The organism is Hyphomicrobium sp. 01T421, assembly GCF_056398805.1.
Window position 1 is genome coordinate 887,887 of the sequence record NZ_JBFTQC010000001.1, and the last position, 18,476, is coordinate 906,362.

The following is an 18,476-nucleotide window of genomic DNA, read 5'->3' on the forward strand; positions in this document are numbered from 1 at the left end:
CCGGTTTCCCTATATCTGTGCGCCTGCCAAGTTCGCTGCGCCTTAAATCTCAGTCGTCAAGATCGTCACGCCGCCGTCGGCGAAATTGGCGACGTCAGCCACCGCCGCCTTGCCGGATTCCGAGTTGAGAGACGCCTCGAGATCGGCCATGGAAGCATAGTCGAGATACGCGACGAGATGCACCGGCTTCGCGGCATCGCTGCTGGTGACGGCGCCGCGGCTATAGCTGAAGCCTTGGACGTTGGGCATTGTGTCGACCAGCGGACAATGCACGTCTCTGTAGTAGGCGTCGAACGCAGCCACATTGGCTGGGACATTGTAAATGACCGTGAGGCGTATCATTGGTTCGCTCCGTCGCTTTCGAATGGCAGCATTTTTCTGCGCGCGTAGACCATTGGGTTCAACTCGCCCGCGCGCTCGATTTCGACCACCCGGCCGATGACGATCTTGTGGTCACCGGATTCGATGATCTTATCGAGTTCGCATGCGACCGCGACGACGCAGCCGTCGATCCGCGGGAGCCCGAAAACGTCGGCCTCCCATTCCACGCCTCTGAATTTATCCGGCGATTTGCCGGAGAACTTCATTGCGACGCTTTGCTGGCCGTGCGCCAGCACGTGCACCAGAAAGCGGCCATGAGACTGGATGGCCGCGAGCGTGTTTGATCCATGATCGAAGCACGCCAGCATCTGCGGCGGGTCGAGCGACAGCGAAACGACCGCGGAAAGTGTCGCCCCCGATGGCGCGCCGTCGGGCCCCCATGACGTGATGACCGTGACCGCGCCCGGCATGTCGCCCATCGCCGAGCGAAACTCACCAGGATCGACAGGCCGCGGGCGTTCCATCGCGAACTCGCTAGTGTGAAGCATCAGCGCCGCCATCCCCCGGAGCCGTCGTACGGTTCCAGATCTCTTTGCCGTTCTTGAACACGAGATCGACTTTGAGCTTCGGCAACTCGTCGACGGCAACGGCGTGCGGATCGCGATCCAAGACGATCAGATCGGCGAACTTGCCGGGGGCAATGCTGCCGCGAACATCGTCTTCGCCGAGCACGGATGCGGCGTCGAGCGTGTGCAGTCTAAGCGCCTGATCGAGCGTGATCGCTTCGTCGGCGTCGAGCGTCGCGCCGGAATACGTTTGCCGCTTGAGACAGCACCAGACGCTGAAAAGCGGATTCGTCGCGTCGCTTTCCGAGCCGACCCAAACATCCGAGCTGCCCGACAACCGCCAACCCTGCTTCATGAGCGTGGAGAACGAGAAGCGGCCGATCTTGCCGTGCTCGCCGAGATAATCGGGGAAGTATTCGCCGAAGGTATAGAGGAACACCGGCTGGGGAACGGGGATGATGCCCGCCGCAGCCCATTTGTCCGCCGTCACCTCGGAAGGCATCAGGTTGCCCGCGTGTTCGATACGCGTGCGGACCCGCCCTGTAGGAGCGCCGCCCATTTCGAGAAGCGTATCGCAAACCCATTCCTGCGCCCGGTCGCCGTTGGCGTGAACGGCCAACTGCAAGCCCGCATTCTGCGTCAGTTCGATCGCGCGCTGTGCAAAGCCCTTATCGAGCGCGACCTCGCCGCGGAATGTATGGCCGCCGCGGCATCCACACACGAGATACGGAAATTTGACGGCCGCGCTCTTCGCCGAGAAGCCACCGTCGGCGAACAGCTTGACGCCCTGAATACGGAAGAGATCGTCCGGCGCCGTGACGGAAATGCTCTTCTTCCAATTGCAGGCAGCCTCGAGCGCCAGTGTTCCCGGTGCCCAAAGGTAGGTGCGCACGGATACCGGCAGGTCACCGCGAGCCGCCATATCGTTCATGATCTGCTGTCCGTCGACCGTCTCGGAGATTTCCCCGATCGTCGTGACGCCGAACTGCGTGAAGAGCTTCGGAATGCCCGTCTGCAACGCGGCGGCCAGCTGCTCGCGATCCATCGCCGAGAACGGTAGAAGATTATCCATCTCCTTCACGATGCCGGTCGGCTCGCCCGACTCGTCGCGCTCGACGCTCGGAAGCCCAGTGATCGAGTAGGGAGGCGGGGAATAGTTGCGATCGATCATGCAGACCGCAAGCGCCTTCGAGTTGAGAATGGTGAGGTGGCCGCCGGCACGCAGCGCGACCGGATGCGCGGTGCTCACGCGATCGAGTTCGTAGCGCGTCGGGAAGCGCTTCTCGGCGAGCTTGCGGTCGAAAAAGAGATTGGCCTGGCCGACAACCCATTCGCCGGGCGGCGTCTCGACGGCTTTCGCAGACAATGCCGCAACGACGGCGTCGATGGTTCCGCACTGAGGCGCCCGGCAATCAACCACGCCGAAAGATGAGCGGCAGGCGACTTCGATATGAGCATGAGGATCGACGAAACCCGGCATGACGGGACGGTCGCCGACATCGATGATCCGCGTTTTCTCGTCGGTGACCGCTGAGATTTCGTCCCGGCGGAGCAGGCGCAAGATGCGCTTGCCTCGCACGGCAACGGCTTCGATCCGCGGATCGGTCTCAGGATCCATCGTTATGATGCGACGGCTGAGAACGACGATGTCTGCTGGTTCTGGAGTGCTATCGGTTCCGGTCATTCAGCTGCAATCTTATGCTCGCGGTCGACAGYGGGAATGACCTCGGTGCCGATCAAGTGGATGCACTTCATGATATCTTCGTGAGGAACGCCATCGATGCGCAGCAAAACCTCATCGATGCCCATTGCTTCAAGCTTGCGAAGCCGTTCGATGAAGTCTGCCGGAGAGCCGACCAGAACCGAAGCCGTCTCGCTCAGCAGGAAGTCGAGGTTGGTCTCGTTGGCCTCGAGCAGCTGAATCCGGTCGAGGTATTCGTAGCTTGGCTTCTTGGACAGCGGCACGTAGAGATCGAGAATGAACTTGAAATATCCGAGCGTCACATCGCGGGCGACACGGACCGCTTCCTCGCGCGTCTTCCCGCAGAACGAAGTCGCCACGTAAAGCCCCATGTAGGAATTGGGGTTAGGCATCGCGTTGCGGCCGGTCGAATAGGCATTGCGATAGGCGTTGATGCATTCCTGTAGGTAATCGAACCCGAAGTAATTCTCGAAGCACATTGCGCCGATCTGCATCTCGCCCGCCGAAGCATGGGTCTTGACGCTGGAGGCGGCGACGGACACAGGAGGATGCGTTTCCTTATCGAACGAGGGGACGATCGTTCTCTTGGGGATTTTCCAAACAGGACCGTCATGCTCGAGCTGGTCGCTGGCGAAAATCTTGGCCAGCACTTCCATGGAATCGTTCCATTGCTCGACCGTCTCCGTCGGCTTCACGCCGAAGGCACCGAGCGTCGTGAGATTGTTGGAGCGCGCCGTACCGATCTCTGCGCGGCCGTTGGAAACGATGTTGAGCGTTGCAAGGCGCTCGGCGACGAGGATGGGATGATTCCATTTCAGCAATACCGAGCACATGACGCGCAGCTTGATGCGCTTGGTGTGCTGCGAGACGGCGGCGTAGAGCACCTCGGGAGCGGAGACGGTGAACCGGGGAGGGCTGAAATGCTGTTCCGAAGTTCCCCAGGTCGAGAACCCCAACTTGTCTGCCAGAGCAGCCTCTTCGATGATGTCCCGGTAGCGCTGGGCGTAACTCATGCCCGGCATCACCTCGCCTTCCTGCAAGATCCCGACTTTCACCGATGGCCGCTCCCATAACCGTAATTCGTCAAAATATCATGAGATAATGCTGTAATTCGTACTAACTTCCGTGTCAAGACTGGGAAACGCATTCCGGGCTTGATCCAATCGTGAGGTTCGGCTCTTTCGCAGGAGCGGTGTATGCTGAGGGTTGGGGAGGCTTGAATGAAGGGAACTATGACGACGCCGGATTATCTCCGGCTCGTTGCATCGCTCGACAATCTCGACCGGAGCATCGTTTCGCTGCTGCAAGCGGACGGACGCATGCCGTTCTCACGCATCGCGCGCGAAGTCGGAGTGACCGAGAAGACCGCGCGTACGCGCGTCCTCGATTTGATCGAGCAGCGGGTGATGCAGATTACTGCGGTTACCGATCCATCCGTGCTGGGCTATGGCTCGGCGGCGCTCCTCTGCATGACGAACCGGCCGGACCGTCCAGCGAGTGAAATTGCGCGGCAGCTGCAGAGCATTCCCTCGATCGATTACGTCGTCGTTTCGGCATCTCATTTTTCTCTTTTCGCCGAAGTTCTTTGTCGCGACCGGGCCGCACTGCAGGCGACGATCGAAAACGAGGTCGGTAAGATCGAGGGCATTCAGACGATCGAAATAGTGCCCTACCTCAGTCTCCACTATCAGCTCGCGCACTTCGCGGCCGCGCAGAACAAGGCCGAGAGCGAGACGGGCGTGCGGCCGCGCGAGATAGATGGAATGGATGTTCGCATCATTCGCTCGCTGAGCGAGGACGGACGCAAGCCATTTTTGCAAGTCGCGGATGAGCTCGGCGTTTCCGAAGGCCAAGTGCGTTTACGATTCAAGAATCTGTCTGATACCGGCACCGTCAGTGTCATCGCGTTGATAAACCCGATGAGCCTCGAGTTCCGGTCGATGGCGTGGGTCGGGATCAACGTGGCGGCCGGGCATAGCGTGAAGGACGTCGCCGATGCATTGGCGCGATTGGCGAATACAACCTACATCGTCATCTGCGCCGGGCGCTATGACATCCTGACGGAATTCATCTGCCAGACCGATCGCGAATTGCTTGATGTGATCGACCAGAGCGTCCGGTCGCTTCAGGGCGTCGCTCGGCTCGAAGTGTCGATCTACAGCAATCTCTTTTACAAGCGTCTCTCGACCATCCGCGATGAGACGATATCCGACCAGCAGGAACGGGCGGGCGCCTGACGGCCCTGCATGTCCTGCTTCTCCGCCAACCCCCAGCGAGCCCTTTCGAGCAGAGCATCGCCTCTCGGCTGATCTCTCAGAACCCGCATCACGGATCATCATCATATGTCGCCACCGCTCTCTCGTGCGCTCGCCAAAGTGCAGTATCGAGTCTTGCCTCTGCTGATCGCGGCTTATTTCACGGCCTACCTGGACCGGGTCAATGTCAGCTTCGCAGCACTTCAAATGAATGCGGATCTTTCGATCCAGCCTGAAGCGTTCGGATTCATCGCCGGCGTGTTTTTTCTCGGCTATTGCCTCTTCGAGGTTCCGAGCAACATCGTCATGTCGCGGGTAGGCGCGCGAATTTGGCTAGCACGGATCATGATTACGTGGGGCCTGTTGTCGGCCTCAACTGCATTCGTCACCGATGTCAAAGTTCTTGCAGTTCTACGCTTCACGCTTGGCGCGGCCGAAGCGGGGTTCTTCCCCGGCGTCATTTACTATCTCACCAATTGGGTTCCGGCGGCGGAACGCGCCCGCGTCGTCTCCATTTTCATGATGGCTGTTCCGATATCCACGGTGATCGGATCTCCCCTGTCGGGCTGGATCCTGGATGCGTGGAACGGCGTCTGGGGGTTCCGTGGATGGCAATGGCTGTTCGTGCTCGAGGCCGTTCCCGCAATCATCCTTGGCGTGATCTGCTTCTTCGTTCTTGTGGATACGCCCGCTAAGGCCAAATGGTTGTCCGAAGAAGAGCGCGATGCACTGCTCGCCAGGCTCAAGGCCGACCGCGAAGTGGATATCCCAAGTCACAGTCACTCGATCCGTGGGGCTTTAACGGATCGGCGCGTGCTCGTCCTCGCCGCGTCGTGCTTCGGCACAGGCATCGGACTCTATGGGTTGGGCTTTTGGCTGCCCCAAATCGTCAAGAGCATGTCCTTGACGAATACTGAAACGGGCTTCGTCGTCGCCGTGCCGTACTTGATCTCTGCGCTTTTTATGTGGGCATGGGGGCGCCATTCGGATCAAACGGGCGAACGCATTTGGCATATCGCGATCCCGGGCTTTGTCGCCGCGGCGGCCTTTGGGCTGTGCGCTTTCGTATCTTCACCAATTCTGATGCTTGTCCTGCTGACGATCGCGTCCGCTTGCACACTGTCGATTTTCCCGGTCTTCTGGACCGTACCGGCAGCGATCCTCACAGGACCCGCCGCCGCAGCCGGGATCGCTCTCATCAATTCGGTCGCAAACAGCAGTGGTTTTTTCGGCCCGTATCTGGTTGGCTTCGCCAAGCAGCACGGCGCGTCCTCGCAGTATGCCATCGCGCTGTTGGCTGTCTTCATGCTGGCCGGTGCCGTGCTGGTTCTCTCGATGGACTTTGGAATCAAGAAAATCGCGAAGAAATCGTAAGGGGGGAAAATGAGTTCGACGCAGGACAGCGTAGCCGAATCCGGCTGGCCGCTGACGGTCAAAGACCGGACGTGGACGACAAGACAGTTGACGGTCGTTCTGCTCGTGACCGCCTGCGGGAACTGGTCCTACCTCATTGGCCAGTACGTCGCCTTCTATCTCGATTTCAAAATGGGTGTCTCCGCGTTGATCGCAGGATCGATGATCGGGATGCTGATGCTCACGCTTGCCGTCGTGCCGATGTCGACGAAATACGGCATCGACTCGATCGCGGCGTCGAAGCCCCAATTCGGCAATCGCGGCTGGTTGATCACCGTCTTCCTTCAATATGCGTCGATCATCGGCTGGAATACCCTGCTACTCGTATTCTTCGGAAAAGCCGTTGCTCAAGCTCTGATCACGGTTGGATTGGCCGATCCGGAAAGCTCGCTCACGATCGTCAGGATCGTATCGGCGGTGACGTGTATCGTCGTCTATCTGGTGCTGCTGCGCGGGCTTAAGGGCCTCGAGGCCGCCTCCAACGTGCTCTTCGTCGTCGTCGTGGGCATCGGCATTTGGATGCTCTACCAGCTGCTCTCCTCGAACGCCGAAGCCCTGGCCGTCGCGAAGCCGTCGATGGCTTCGCCGAGCTTGGCCTGGAATTACGTCACGGGCGTCGAGATCAGTATCGTTTCGCTTCTGGGGTTCTGGGCATACTTCGGCACAATCGTCCGTGAATCGCCCTCTCCGTCGAAGTCCGTCTTGCCGTCCATGCTGGCGATGGGATTGTCGCTGCCATTGCTGAGCGTCGTCGGGCTCGCAGCGATGTTGGTGCTGCAGGTGCCGGACCCGACCGCGTGGCTCGTGTCTCTCGGCGGCCCGCTCTATGGCCTCATTGCGTTGCTTTTGATCATGGCCGCCAATCTTGGGCCATCGCTCGCCGGTGTCTATTCGACGGCCATCGGCCTGCGCCGCGTGCCGGCTCTCGGAGATGCGCGCTGGGGCACGCTCATTCTGTTTTCGATCGTGCCGGTCGCGGCCGTCGGCATTCTCATCCCCGAAGAGTTCTTCTCGAACTTCGGCACGTTCTTGGCGTTCATCGGAGTCTTCTTTGCGCCGCTATGCGCGATCCAAATCGCCGATACCTTTTTGCTGCGCCGCAATTTGCTCAACGTCCGCGGGATCTATCAAGACGGACCAGGCACGCCTTACGAATTCTGGGGCGGCTTCAATCCGGCTGCTCTGCTCGCGATGGCGGCAGGTTTCGCCACGTATCTCTATCTTTTGAATCCCGTCTCGTACGCGAGCAGGTGGCCTTACGAATATACGACCGCTTCGTTGCCGGCCGCTCTCGTTGCCGGGATCGTGTTCGTCGCCGTAACGCGTCTGCTCGTCATCCGCATGCGGAAGGGCGACTACAAGTAGGTCTCGGACTGTTGAGCCGGACCGCGCGCCCTAAGCCTGAGGGCGCGCGGATAAACCCGCCGCCCGCACCATTGCGCAATATTTCGAGAGACGCTTCGCGTCGTCCCGCTCAGGATGCGTATGGAAATCAGGTGACGACGCGCGACCGGTATCAGGGCGCCCACTGTAAAAAGAAAGCCCATAAGAGCGGAAGGAGGTCGTTGACTTAGATCAATTTGCGAAATACGGTCGTCAAAGTCTTCACAAATACGCTTTACGGTTCGCAGCTGCTTACCTGATGCGCAATCTGCCTCGAACTTGGACAAACATTCCAATCGAGGCGCAATTCGACGGACGTGAGACGCAACGCGCGTTGAGCGGACTAATTGAACGGTCTTCAATGTCGGCCAAGCGCCGCGGGGGCACGATGCAGTCTTGGAATGCCGAAGTGGCGATCGGGCCGCGCAATGCGCCGGCCGTGGCTTTTTCAAAAGCCCGGGCAATTCGTCTTCTTCGCTCCGCGGAACGCGCGCCGGCTCATCAGCGCACCGGCCTTCGTCATACAGGCCTTCGTCATACAGGGCTTCGTCATCATGCCGATCCAGGCACCGGCGCGACGAGGCTTTTTCCGGTCATCGAACTCGGGCGAAACGCGATCCCACCTGACCCACTTCGCAACAGCACCAGCAGCCATCGGGAGTTTCTGAAATGAATGACGGTGAAGGTAAGACCAACAAGAAGACTCTGTCCCGCCGCCAGATACTGCAGAACGGCAGTGTCCTGGCCGGCGCCGCGCTTTTGCCGATGCCCGCAATTATCGGGCGCGCTTATGCACTCGACGCTAAGGATGCCTTCAAGGGCGAAGAGTTGACGGTGTGCGCTTGGTCGGGTGGTTATCTGGACTCGTTCAAGACCGCAATTTCTGATCCGTTCAACGCCAAGTACGGCACGAAGGTGTCGTTGGTCGGCGGCTGGGATCAGATGGTCGCGCAGATGAAGGCGGCGCCGGCAGGCAAGCCTCCGTTCGATATCACCGTCTCCGAAGAATACACCACGCTCGGCGCGCTCGCCGAAGGTCTCTACGCGAAGACCGACAGGTCCAAGCTTCCTCAGCTTTCCGAAGTGCAGCCGTTCTATCTCACGGCACGGCCGGAATCCGCTCGCGACTACGGCGTGCCATTGGGTCTCGGCTTTTCTCTGCCGCTTTTGAACACTGCGCTCACCGGCGACAAGCCGCTCGGTTGGGCGACGATGTGGGACAAAGAACTCGAGGGCAAGCTCGCTCTCGATGCCGGCGCCTATTGGTGGCTCATCGCCATCTCGACGATCTGGGGCGCCAAGAAAGATCTCGACACCTTCTACGACTGGAAGCCCGGAATGGCATCCGATCCCATCTTCGACGCGGTTGAACGGCTGCGTCCTGCTAAGTACTACAAGGATGGCGCGGAACTCTCGTTCCTCATGCTGCAGGAGCAGGCGTCGTTTGCGCAGATCTATTCGGCGGACGCTCTTGGGCTCATGCAGAACGGCGGCCCCACCTTCAAGACCGGCATTCCGGCCGACGGCACCGTCGCCTACGGCGATTGGTACATCAAGGTTAAGGGCACGCAGCACGATGCGCTGTCCGACGCCTTCCTCGGATATTTGCTTGAAAAAGAAACGCAGGATCGTTTCATTCAGGTGCAGATGTCGGTGATGTCGCGTAAGGACGTAACGGTTCCGGCCTTCTGGAACAACTATCCAGTAACGAACGAAGACTTGGTGAAAAATGTGCGCTTGATGACGATGCAGGGCCTGGAGCGGTTGTTGCCGAACTTCGATGCAATGGGCGCCCGCTTCCAACAAGCGGTGCTCAAGACTTCGAAGGGCTAAGACTGAATATGGTTTGCGCCCTTCGGTTGGAACGTGTCGTCAGGCGTTATGGAAATCACGCCGCAGTCGATGAGATCGATCTCTCGGTCGAGAAGGGTGAGTTTCTCACCCTTCTCGGCCCGAGCGGCTGCGGGAAGACGACCACACTCCGTCTCATCGGCGGGATGGATCGTCCTGACGGCGGCATCATCGAAATCATGGGGCGTAGAGTCGATCGCCTGCCGAGTTATAAACGCGATACCGCCACCGTCTTTCAATCCGGAGCGTTGTTTCCTCACCTCACGGTGGCGGAGAACGTCGCTTACGGATTGAAGATGCGCGGCGTATCGCAGGGCGATATCGCCCCGCGCGTGAAGCGCATCCTCGACGTCGTGAGGATGGAGAGCTTCAGCCAACGCTATCCGGCAGAGATGTCCGGCGGCCAACGCCAGCGCGTGGCGTTGGCGCGTGCCATGGTCGTCGAACCAAGTATTTTGCTCTTCGACGAGCCGATGAGCGCACTCGATCTCAAGCTGAAGCTCGAGTTGCGCAGCGAAATCCGCCGCCTTCACGAAGAACTCGGTTACACCGCTGTCTTCGTGACGCACGATCAGAGCGAGGCAATGGCGCTCTCAGATCGCATCGCAGTCATGAACAAGGGCAAAATCGAGCAGATCGGTTCGCCCATCGAAATATTTGAAAGACCTGCCAGCGAATTCGTCTACACCTTCGTCGGCGAGTCCTGCTCGCTGCGGCTGCCGCCCGCAACCGGCGCAACAGGCCCTGACGCGGTCAGCGGAAAAGTCTTCATCCGTCCGACAAACCTCGGATTGGTCAACGGAGCCGGCGCCGAAAACGAGGTGGTGGCGCGCATCACATCGGTCGAGTACCTCGGCGGCACATATCGCATTCATGCCGAGACGGATCGCGGCAATCTTTTCTTCGACAGCCCGGCCGCTCCGGCCGTCGGCCCCGACCACATGGTCAAGGTCGGTTGGAAGACCGCCGACGCAACCTATTTTCCCAACTCATGAGCGTCGAGGCTGACATCGTGCCGAGCCGCTCAAAGGTCTCTGCAGCACTGCCGAGCATCCCATGGCTGATGCTGCCGACGCTGGTGTTCATCGTCTTCGCCTTCGGCTGGCCGCTGCTCTATCTGCTGCGCATGAGTTTCAACATACATCCTGCACAAGGGGTCTATGTGGAAGCCTGGTCGCTGCACAACTATCTGGTCGTGCTGACCGAGCCCAACATGCTCGCCATGATCGGCAGAACGATCTACATCTCGTTGGTCACCGCTGTCGTCACCGTCTTCGCGGCATTTTTCTTCGCACAATATGTTTGGCTACGCGAAGGCCGCAACAAGCTAATGTTGCTCGCCATTGCCATCGCGCCGATGCTGATCTCCGAGGTCTCGGTCATCATCGGATGGCGGATGTTCTTCCCCTCGAACGGTCTCCTATCTTATACGCTGATCTCGACGGGTCTCAGCGATCAGAAGGTCAACCTTCTCGGCACGCAAATCGCGGCTGTCGTCGGCCTTTCCTACATCTCGATTTCATATTGCTTCTTCTCGATTCTGAGCGTTCTAAACGGGATCGATCGCAATCTTCTAACCGCCAGCGGTGATCTCGGCGCATCGCCACTGCGAACTTTCTTCACGGTCCTTTTGCCCCTCGCCAAAGGCGGCATAGCAGCGGCGTTCACGCAGGCGTTCGTCTTCACGATGGGCATCTACGCGACCACGAACGCGCTCGGACCGGATTCGCTCTGGACGATGCCCTACGAAATACAGCTTCAGATGCTGACGCGCCGCAACTGGCCGATGGCCGCCGCGATTTCCGTCGTATTGATCGCGATCATCGCGACGACGGCGCTCGTGACGCAATGGCTCCGGCATCGAAAGGCATCGAGCCATGTTTGAGGACCGCGCCTTCGGATATCTCCATCGCGCTTTCGCGGTACTCTTCATTCTGTACGTGCTGATTCCGCTCGGCATCACCGCAGTCATGGCGTTCAGCGACGACAACGTCATCCGCTTTCCGATCCGCGGCTTTTCCGGACGCTGGTTCGGACAATTCTTCAACGACGCGCAGTGGATCAACGCCGCCTGGAACTCACTCCACATCGCGATTCTGACCGCGTTCATGTCGATGGTCCTGGCGCTGCCGGCGTCTTACGCACTGGCGAATGGCAAAAAAGCCCGGCCTGTCTTGCAAACGCTTTTGATCTTGCCTCTCTTCGTTCCGGGCGTCGTGCTCGGCATATCGGTGGCTATGGGCCTCGGCTCCGTCAGTTTGTTCGGCCAAGATCTGTTCGGCTCCAAATTCCTCGTCGCGTGCGCTCACACGCTTTGGGCGCTACCGTTGGCGATCACGGTTCTCGTGCCGACGTTTGAAACGCTCGACAAAAGCTTGATGGAGGCGGCCGGCGATCTCGGTGCTCCGCCGCTCAAGGCCTTCTTCAACGTCATCATGCCAGTCGCGATGACCGGCATCGTGTCGGCCGGCCTGTTTGCATTCATCACGTCGCTGAATGAATTCATCATGGCGCTGTTCTTGACGACGCGCGAAACGCAGACGCTGCCGGTCATGCTTTGGCTGTCGCTCCGTTCGAGCGCGACGCCTCAGATCGCGGTCGCGTCGTTCGTGTTGGCCGCTTCGGTGTTCACGGCCGTTGGTCTCGCCTACGTCTGGTACGGACTTTCCCGTCGCCGCAAAAAATAAAAACCCCCAACAAAAATCACTAACGTGAAAATTTCGATTGAAAATTTCACGATGACGGATGAAATTCTGCGTAGGGAAAATCAGTCGATAGGTAGGTTTGATGTCGTCGTTCCGGAATCGTGTTGAGGTTCTGATTGTCGGGGGCGGCGTTGCCGGCGTCTCGATTGCCTATCACTTGGCGAAGCTCGGCATCACCGATGTCATGCTTTGCGAACGCAAGCAGTTGACGTGCGGCACGACCTGGCACGCAGCCGGCCTCGTCACTCAGCTCCGCGCCACGCGCAACATGACGGAGCTCGCGAAGTACACGGGCGAACTCTTCGCCAGCCTTGAAGCTGAAACAGGACAGGCAACCGGCTTCCGTCAGAACGGTGCGCTCCGCGCCGCGAAGACGGAAGGACGTTTCGAAGAGTTGAAGCGCGGCGCCTCGATGGCGCGAAATTTCGGTCTACCCGTTGAGGTGTTGCGGCCGGAAGAACTCAAGGAGCGCTGGTCGCCACTGAACACTGACGGACTCGTCGGCGGCCTTTGGGCTCCGAAAGACGGGCAGGTCAATCCGGTCGACGTGACGATTGCGATGGCGAAGGGCGCACGCAAGGCCGGCGCCACGATCCTCGAGAACATCCGCGTCGAGCGCATCCTCGTCGAAGGCGGCCGCGCCGTCGGCGCGATCACCGATCAGGGCGAAGTCCGCGCCGATAAGGTTGTCATCTCCGGCGGAATGTGGTCGCGCGATCTCGCGGCGCTGAGCGGCGTATCGCTTCCCCTCCACGCCGCCGAGCATTTCTACATCGTCACCGAACAGCTGCCGAACCTGCCGCGCGATCTTCCAGTTCTCTTCGTCACCGACGAGGAGGCCTACTACAAAGAGGACGCGGGCAAGATTTTGCTCGGTTGCTTCGAGAAGAACGCCAAGCCCTGGGGACATGAAGGCATTTCGCCTGACTTCTGTTTCGACTCGCTGCCCGAAGATTTCGAGCATTTCGAGCCGATATTGGAAAGGGCGATGAACCGCGTACCGATGCTTGCTGATGCCGGCATTCAGCTCTTCTTCTGCGGCCCCGAAAGCTTCACGCCCGATGACCGGTATTTGCTCGGCGAAACGCCGGAAGTCGAGAACCTCTTCTGCGCCTGCGGTTTCAATTCCATCGGCATTCTGTCGTCCGGCGGCGTCGGCAAGGCGTTGTCGCAATGGATCCGCGACGGCCGTCCGCCAGTCGAGCTGACCGACGTCGACGTTCGCCGCATGATGCCGTTCCAGTCGAACAGCAAGTATCTGTATGACCGGACGACTGAAACGCTCGGCCTGCTTTTCGATATGCACTGGCCCTATCGGCAGTTCGAAACGGCCCGCAACGTCCGCCGCAGTCCGTTCCACGACAGGCTGATCGCGCAAGGCGCGTTCATGACCGAGGCTGCGGGCTTCGAGCGCCCTGGCTTCTTCGGTCTTCCCGGCACGAAGCCCGAAATCGAATACAGCTACGGGCGTCAGAACTGGTTCAACTTGGCGGCGGAAGAGTGCCGGGCGACGCGCGACGCCGTCGCCTTGTTCGACCACAGCTGCTTCACGAAATTCGCCGTCGACGGACGCGACGCCTGCGCCGCGCTCAATCGCATTTGCGCCAACGATATCGACGTTCCGGTCGGCCGTCTCGTCTACACGCAATGGCTGAACGAGCACGGCGGCATCGAGGCGGACGTAACCGTCACGCGCCTCTCGGAGACGTCGTTCATGGTGGTCTCGATTGCGGTATCGCAGGTTCGCGATTTTGCGTGGCTGACGCGGCACCTCCCGAAAGATGCGCACGTCTTCGCGCGCGACATCTCTTCCGGACTGCCGATGCTGGCGCTCATGGGTCCGAAGTCGCGCGAGCTTCTGAGTTCCATCTCGAATGCGGATCTCTCGAACGCCGCATTCCCGTTCGGCACCAGCCGCGAAATCGAGATCGGCTACGCGAAGGCGCGCGTGAACCGCGTGACCTTCGTCGGCGAACTCGGCTTCGAAATTCTGATGCCGGCCGAATTCGCCCAACACATCTTCGACGTTCTGGTTGAAGCAGGAAAAGCCTTCGGCCTGAAGCAGGCCGGCTATTTCGCGATGAATTCGCTGCGCATGGAGAAGGGCTACCGGCACTGGGGCCACGACATCGGCGAGGATGACACGCCGCTCGAAGGTGGGCTCGGGTTTGCCGTCGCCTGGGACAAGAAGGGTGGTTTCATCGGCCGCGAGGCGCTCCTGAAGCAGCGCGAAAGCGGTCCGCTGAAAAGACGGTTGGTCCAAATCCAACTCGAAGGCGACGACGCGCCGTTGCTCTATCATGAGGAGCCGATCTGGCGCGACGGCAAGGTGATCGGTTCGATCACATCCGGCGGCTACGGTCACCGTATCGGCGCTTCGCTGGGGATGGGTTACGTGCGCTGCGAAGAGGGCGTCGACGCTGCATGGCTCGCCGCCGCGCCGCTCGAAGTCGAAGTTGCGTGGAAGCGCTATCCGGCGCGCGCACAGCTGGGGCCCTGGTACGACCCGAAGAGCGAACGCATCAAAGCCTAAGGGCTAGAATTCTGCACCCAGTTGGCGCGCCCTAGCGAGAATGATTTCTGGCTGAGGCGCGCCATCGATCGCGCCGTGGAGAAGTTCGAGGCGCGTATCCGCTACGCCGCAATAGCCGAGAATGCCGACTTCGAGCTGCGTGCGCATGGCTTCATCATAGCCGCGCTTCGCGAAGGATTCGGCCGAATTGCCCGCAATGGCCAGCATCCAGGCGCGCGACTGCGGATATTTCTTATCGCCGTAGGCCCAGCCGTTATTCCAAACGCGGTCGATCCAGCCCCTGAGTAGAGCCGGCATCGACCACCACCATACCGGAAAGACCATCACGGTCGCGTCATTGCGCTCAATTCGCGCCATCTCGCTCTGAACCGCAGCCGAATAGACCTTGTTGGGATTGGCCCAGTCAGGCTCGTCGGGTTCACGCAGAACGGGGTCGAAAGATTCAGCCATGAGATCGGCAACTTCGATCTCGTGTCCGTTCTTCATCGCGGCTTCGGCGAAAGCCTTGGCAACGGCATGCGTGAGCGAGTCAGAGCGCGGATGCGCGGTGACGAGCAGAACTTTCATCCGTGCGTAATCCTCGGTGAAGGGAAGGGCAGGACTGCGGGGGCCCCGGGCCCGGCGCGCCATCATAACATGGCAACGACCGGCCGCATGAAGCCCCCGCTCCGTTAGCAAGGAGGACGAGTGGCCGAGATGTTACGACTTGGCCGGCTCGAAGCTTTCCGCCTTGGAATACGGGAACCACCAGAAGTCCTGGTTCGAAGCTTTCGGATCGATCATCACGAACTTGGTATTCTGGAACTGCGCGAGGCCTTCCGGTCCAAGCTGACGACCGCTTCCTGAGAGCTTCCGTCCGCCGAAGGGCAGCGCGTCGTTGTCCAGAAGAGGCGCGTTGACCCAGAGGATGCCGGATTCGATTTCGCGCACTGCGCGGAAAGCTTCATCCATATCGAGCGAATAGAGATTGGCGCCGAGCCCGAACCGCGAACGATTGGCGAGCGTGATGGCTTCATCGAAGCTCTTCACCTTGCAGATCGGCGCGACGGGACCGAACGGCTCTTCGTTGAGAATCTCCATGTCGGGAGTGACGCCGGAGAGAACGGTCGGCTCGACGAACCAGCCGCGGTTGAGCGCTGCGGGGCGTCCGCCGCCGGTTTCCACTTTGGCGCCTTGTTGGCGTGCGCGAGCGATCAGTCCTTCGAAACGATCGCGCTGACGGCTGGTCGCGAGCGGCCCGAGATCGACCGCGCCGAGACCGTTGCCGATGCGAAGCTTGCGTGCCTCGGCGACGAGGCCCTCGACGAAGGCGTCGTGAGTGTCTTCATGAACGTAGAAGCGTTCAGCCGATGTGCAGACCTGCCCGCAATTGAGATACGCAGCGAAGGCGGCGCCTCTGACAGCCATGTCGAGCGGTGCTGACGGCATGACGATAAACGGATCGTTGCCGGAAGCTTCGATGAGGCTCGGTTTGAAACTCTCCGCACACGTCCGCGCCACGGCCTGACCGACCGCAACGGAGCCGGTATACGCAACGCCATGCGTCTTCGGGCTCGCGATGAGGCGCTGGCCGACGCGCGCGCCGCCTGTCACGACCTGCAGCAATCCGGGCGGCAGACCCGCGAAAACCTCCATGAACTTGAGCGTCGTCAGGCTTGTTTGTTCATGCGGCTTGATGATGACGGAGTTTCCGCCTGCAAGCGCCGCCGCGGCTTCCCAGCACAACAGAACGAGCGGATAGTTGAACGGCAGAATGATAACGATCGTGCCGAGCGGTTCCTTCACACTGAAATGAAATTGCCCAGGAACCGTAGCGCCGGCGAGGCGTCCGGTCTCGTGCCGTGCGAGCTCGGCGTAATAATCGATTGCGGTCGCGCACCAGGAAACCTCGTCGGTGGATTCCTTGAACGGCTTGCCTTCTTCGCGCGTCAGGCATTCGGCGAACGGGCGGCTGCCACGGCGAAGCGTCGATGCAATGTCGTGCAGAATGACGGCGCGGCTTCGCGCGTCCATCGCCATCCAAACGCGGCGCGCGTCATTCGCAACGTCGATGGCGCTGTCGACTTCGTCGTCGGGACAGTCGGCGATCGACCCGAGCTTATCCTCCGTCGCCGGATCTATGACGTCGAAATGCTCGCCCGCGCGGCTGGCAACATATTTGCCCCCGACATAGATCTTGCCGGACAGGAATGCGAAGTCGTCCAGAGCCGCCATTGGTCTCTACTCCGTTGCTGAGTTCAGAAGCTCAGTGTATAAATTTATCGAACAGTGCGCTACAAAAATATGATCGGCATCGCGCTTCGCGACGTCAATCTGAGCGTTGACGACCCGGCATCCAAACGTGATGACGTGGGTAACGCGCAAGCGCTGGAACGTATTTGCGAAACACGGACATTCGCGTGGATGGGAAGACGATGGCTGAGCGAAAAAAAGCGGTAGTTGAAGTGACCGCAAAGGCCCGCGCCCGCGCGGAGGCAAGCGAACTTGCCGTCGGGTCGCGGCTCAAGCAGGTGCGCGAGGCGGCAGGCCTTTCGCAACGCGAACTCGCCAAGCGTGCGGGCGTCACCAACGCGACCGTATCGACGATAGAGCAGGAAACACACGCACCATCACTCGCGTCGCTTCATCGTCTGCTGACCGCCATACCGATTTCAATTGCGGATTTCTTCGCGCTACCGGTGTCGCAGAAAAACGCACTTTTTTACAATGCGGAAGATCTCGCCGTCGTCTCCCGCGGCGCTGCCGATCTTCGCGTTCTCGGCAGTGAGCGCCGGGAAAAGAGGCTTCAAATGTTCATTGAGCGCTATAAGCCTGGCGCCGGCACCGGCGATGATCCCATCATTTACGACGGGGAAACCGCAGTCTTGGTCATTGAAGGGACGATCGAAGTCGAAGTCGGCGGCGAGACTTACCGCCTGCGCAAGGGTGGTGGTTATCAGCTCTTCGGGCGCGTTCCCTATTGGTTACGCAACGTCGGCAAGACCGAAGCGGTTGTGGCCTGCGCATGCACGCCACCCATCTTTTGAGCGGCAACGTTTCGAGCGCCACACTTTGGGGCGTCAGTAAGACGGCGGTGTGATTGCCCAGACGACGACGGTCTCTACGCTGCCCGGATTGCGGTAGCGATGAGGCGTTGTCGAAGGAAAGCTGAAGCTATCGCCTTCGCGCAGCGTGAACGATTGTTCGCCGATCCAGAGTTCGAGCGACCCGGCGATAACGAGCCCCGCCTCTTCGCCGTGATGCGTATAGGGCGATCCGGTCTCCGTTGATCCGGGCGGAAATCGCGACATCAGCAACTCGAGCTGGCCGCGCAGATTGGGCGACAGCAACTCGTCGGTTATCCCCGATGAAAAGCGCAGCGTACGCCTGTTGCCCGCGCGCACGATGTAATCGCGCTCGTCCGGATCTCCACCCTCCGCGTTATGCAGAAACCATCCGATGGTGACGCCGAGCGCCTTGGCAATATCATGCAGCGTCTTGATGCCGGGGGAGGCTATACCGCGTTCGATCTCGCTCAGATGCCCGATCGACAGCGATGTCGCGAGGGAAAGCTCCTTTATCGTCAGCCGCTTGGCTTTTCGCAGGTCGCGAATTTCCGCACCTACGCGCGTCGGCGTCAGATCCGCGTCCTCCGAAGCCGTCGCCGCCTTCTCGTTTGACGCCGGCATTTGCGTTCCCCCAGGCCATTGATTAGTCACGCCTAAAATTTCATCTTGTCAGGCGAAATTTGCAAGGCATAATTTCGCA

Annotated in this window: 17 protein-coding genes; 9 read left to right on the plus strand and 8 right to left on the minus strand. The window is 59.9% G+C overall.

Annotation, left to right across the window (positions count from 1 at the left end; translation table 11 throughout):
• Positions 1–42: 42 nt before the first annotated feature.
• From AC1DK3_RS04090 to AC1DK3_RS04105, 4 genes are read right to left on the minus strand one after another with little or no spacing between them, the layout of a single operon-like run.
• A complete protein-coding gene (locus AC1DK3_RS04090) occupies positions 43–342 on the minus strand; it encodes an EthD family reductase (protein WP_477191005.1) in 300 nt (99 codons plus the stop codon).
• A complete protein-coding gene (locus AC1DK3_RS04095; RefSeq protein WP_477191006.1) occupies positions 339–869 on the minus strand; it encodes a flavin reductase family protein in 531 nt (176 codons plus the stop codon). The genes AC1DK3_RS04090 and AC1DK3_RS04095 overlap by 4 nt, the downstream gene beginning before the upstream one ends.
• A complete protein-coding gene (locus AC1DK3_RS04100) occupies positions 856–2,571 on the minus strand; it encodes an amidohydrolase (RefSeq protein ID WP_477191007.1) in 1,716 nt (571 codons plus the stop codon). Before AC1DK3_RS04100 ends, AC1DK3_RS04095 begins: the two co-directional genes overlap by 14 nt.
• Positions 2,568–3,644 (minus strand): LLM class flavin-dependent oxidoreductase, encoded by a 1,077-nt coding sequence (locus AC1DK3_RS04105; protein ID WP_477191008.1) that lies wholly within the window; start codon positions 3,642–3,644, stop codon positions 2,568–2,570. The genes AC1DK3_RS04100 and AC1DK3_RS04105 overlap by 4 nt, the downstream gene beginning before the upstream one ends.
• Before the next feature lie 165 nt (positions 3,645–3,809).
• Between AC1DK3_RS04105 and AC1DK3_RS04110 the strand changes: the two genes are divergently transcribed.
• From AC1DK3_RS04110 to AC1DK3_RS04120, 3 genes are all read left to right on the plus strand, one after another.
• A complete protein-coding gene (locus tag AC1DK3_RS04110; protein ID WP_477191009.1) occupies positions 3,810–4,826 on the plus strand; it encodes an Lrp/AsnC family transcriptional regulator in 1,017 nt (338 codons plus the stop codon).
• 105 nt (positions 4,827–4,931) lie between these two features.
• Positions 4,932–6,218, plus strand: coding sequence for an MFS transporter (locus AC1DK3_RS04115; RefSeq protein ID WP_477191010.1), 1,287 nt, complete (start codon positions 4,932–4,934; stop codon positions 6,216–6,218).
• A gap of 9 nt (positions 6,219–6,227) precedes the next feature.
• Positions 6,228–7,622 (plus strand): cytosine permease, encoded by a 1,395-nt coding sequence (locus AC1DK3_RS04120; RefSeq protein ID WP_477191011.1) that lies wholly within the window; start codon positions 6,228–6,230, stop codon positions 7,620–7,622.
• Between the two features lie 466 nt (positions 7,623–8,088).
• On the opposite strand, the gene AC1DK3_RS04125 is transcribed toward AC1DK3_RS04120, so the two are convergent.
• On the minus strand, positions 8,089–8,295 hold the full coding sequence (locus tag AC1DK3_RS04125; RefSeq protein WP_477191012.1) for a hypothetical protein: 207 nt from the start codon (positions 8,293–8,295) through the stop codon (positions 8,089–8,091).
• A gap of 14 nt (positions 8,296–8,309) precedes the next feature.
• Here AC1DK3_RS04125 and AC1DK3_RS04130 point away from each other — a divergent pair, with 14 nt between their 5' ends.
• The 5 genes from AC1DK3_RS04130 (at position 8,310) to AC1DK3_RS04150 (ending at position 14,729) form a co-directional block, all read left to right on the plus strand.
• Positions 8,310–9,473: an ABC transporter substrate-binding protein gene (locus AC1DK3_RS04130; RefSeq protein ID WP_477191013.1), complete on the plus strand. Its 1,164-nt coding sequence runs from the start codon at positions 8,310–8,312 to the stop codon at positions 9,471–9,473.
• Between the two features lie 8 nt (positions 9,474–9,481).
• On the plus strand, positions 9,482–10,486 hold the full coding sequence (locus AC1DK3_RS04135; protein WP_477191014.1) for an ABC transporter ATP-binding protein: 1,005 nt from the start codon (positions 9,482–9,484) through the stop codon (positions 10,484–10,486).
• Positions 10,487–10,503: 17 nt separating this feature from the next.
• On the plus strand, positions 10,504–11,376 hold the full coding sequence (locus tag AC1DK3_RS04140) for an ABC transporter permease (protein WP_477191015.1): 873 nt from the start codon (positions 10,504–10,506) through the stop codon (positions 11,374–11,376).
• Positions 11,369–12,178, plus strand: coding sequence for an ABC transporter permease (locus tag AC1DK3_RS04145; RefSeq protein WP_477191016.1), 810 nt, complete (start codon positions 11,369–11,371; stop codon positions 12,176–12,178). Before AC1DK3_RS04140 ends, AC1DK3_RS04145 begins: the two co-directional genes overlap by 8 nt.
• Before the next feature lie 100 nt (positions 12,179–12,278).
• Entirely contained in the window at positions 12,279–14,729 is a 2,451-nt protein-coding gene (locus AC1DK3_RS04150; protein WP_477191017.1) for a GcvT family protein, read from the plus strand.
• A 3-nt stretch (positions 14,730–14,732) separates the two neighbouring features.
• Here AC1DK3_RS04150 and AC1DK3_RS04155 read toward each other — a convergent pair whose 3' ends face one another.
• Positions 14,733–15,296, minus strand: coding sequence for an NAD(P)H oxidoreductase (locus tag AC1DK3_RS04155; RefSeq protein ID WP_477191018.1), 564 nt, complete (start codon positions 15,294–15,296; stop codon positions 14,733–14,735).
• A 132-nt stretch (positions 15,297–15,428) separates the two neighbouring features.
• Entirely contained in the window at positions 15,429–16,943 is a 1,515-nt protein-coding gene (locus AC1DK3_RS04160; RefSeq protein WP_477191019.1) for an aldehyde dehydrogenase family protein, read from the minus strand.
• Between the two features lie 200 nt (positions 16,944–17,143).
• Between AC1DK3_RS04160 and AC1DK3_RS04165 the strand changes: the two genes are divergently transcribed.
• The gene (locus AC1DK3_RS04165) at positions 17,144–17,755 is read left to right on the plus strand and encodes a helix-turn-helix domain-containing protein (protein ID WP_477191020.1); all 612 of its coding nucleotides are present in this window, start codon (positions 17,144–17,146) and stop codon (positions 17,753–17,755) included.
• Between the two features lie 33 nt (positions 17,756–17,788).
• Here AC1DK3_RS04165 and AC1DK3_RS04170 read toward each other — a convergent pair whose 3' ends face one another.
• A complete protein-coding gene (locus tag AC1DK3_RS04170) occupies positions 17,789–18,397 on the minus strand; it encodes a helix-turn-helix domain-containing protein (RefSeq protein WP_477191021.1) in 609 nt (202 codons plus the stop codon).
• Positions 18,398–18,476: the final 79 nt, after the last annotated feature.